This is a genomic window from Acetobacterium sp. K1/6 (assembly GCF_034438075.1).
Classification (GTDB): domain Bacteria; phylum Bacillota; class Clostridia; order Eubacteriales; family Eubacteriaceae; genus Acetobacterium; species Acetobacterium carbinolicum.
The window spans coordinates 1-1359 of record NZ_JAXQGA010000069.1; the positions used below are offsets into that span (position 1 = coordinate 1).

The window sequence follows — 1359 nt, forward strand, 5'->3', positions numbered from 1 at the left end:
TGGAGTATTATCATAAAAGTGCAGTCCCAAATTGCAAGGAAATGAGGTAAAATAAAAATAAAAAGGACTGACTAGTGATGAAAAAAGTATATAGTGCCGAAGAACGCTATGAAGCGTTAAAATTGGCAAATGAGATCGGCAACAAAGCAGCTGCAGAGCGGTTAGGTATAAAGCTCGATACCTTGTACACGTGGATCAGCAAAGCTAAAACCGGAAAGGTTGGTTTTTGTGATAATCCAGGGAATACCCCAATAACAGATCCCAATCGTTTAAAACAGCTCGAAAAAGAGCTTCGGGAAGCCAGAGAAGAAATTGAAATTCTTCAGGATGCGCTTGGTTTTTTTGTCAAGCGCCGAAAGAAATAGCAAAACAGCAGCGTATGTCATATATTGCCGACCGTCGTGACCGTTGGCCGGTTGCCCTGCTCTGTCGTACGCTTGGTGTCAGCGAATCGGGTTACTATAAATTTCTGCGATCAAAAAGCAAACCGGATAAGCACGCAAATCTTTTGGCGCAAATCTATGAATTAATTCAGGAAGACGAAGAAAACGCCAATTATGGTGTTCGACGTATTTATGATTATCTTCGATTAAATCGGGACTATCTTGGGAGTTTAAGGACAATCTACCGCATCTGCAAAGAAAATAATCTGATGATCCGCATGAAGCGTAAACCTAATGGGATCACGAAAGCCGATGCCGAAGCGCAAAAGTCCGAAAACCTCATCAAACAGAATTTCACAGCGGAAGCGCCGAATCAAAAATGGCTTACTGATATTACGGAAATCCCCTGTAAAGATGGAAAACTTTATCTGGCACCCATTTTTGATTGTTATGACGGCAGTATCCGGGGCTTCAGGATGGATGACAACATGCGGGCAGACCTTTGTGTTGAAGCGTTTCAAAACGCCTGCAGAGATGATGGTGCCGAAGGAATGATCCTTCATTCCGATCGGGGCACGCAGTTTACCAGCCAACGATTTCGGAAGGCATTAAAAAAAGCAAATGCCATCCAGAGTATGAGTGGTACCGGTCGCTGCTACGATAATGCCCGGATGGAAAGTTTTTTCGCAACGCTGAAAAAAGAGAAGCTCTATAAAATTAATACCAAAAGTATGCCCATGGTTGAAGTCAAAACGATTGTTTACCGCTATATCCATTATTACAATCGACGACGAATTTACAGTACAAATAATGGCTATCCACCGCTGGTTTATCGGGGGCTTTGTATCGACAATCACCAGCTCGCTGCATAGCATTTAAAGTTTTGATGATTGTTACCGGCGATGATGGCTGGCTATTCTATAGGGGCTTGGAAAATTCCTTGCGCGTTTTGACTGAACTATTATTGACAATTCCA

2 protein-coding genes are annotated in these 1359 nt (G+C 42.7%); both read left to right on the forward strand.

Annotated features, from left to right (window positions below):
- Positions 1-77: 77 nt before the first annotated feature.
- Positions 78-365, forward strand: a complete 288-nt coding sequence (locus U2P91_RS17875; protein WP_322520098.1) for a transposase — start codon at positions 78-80, stop codon at positions 363-365.
- Entirely contained in the window at positions 362-1255 is an 894-nt protein-coding gene (locus U2P91_RS17880; protein WP_322520099.1) for an IS3 family transposase, read from the forward strand. Before U2P91_RS17875 ends, U2P91_RS17880 begins: the two co-directional genes overlap by 4 nt.
- Positions 1256-1359: the final 104 nt, after the last annotated feature.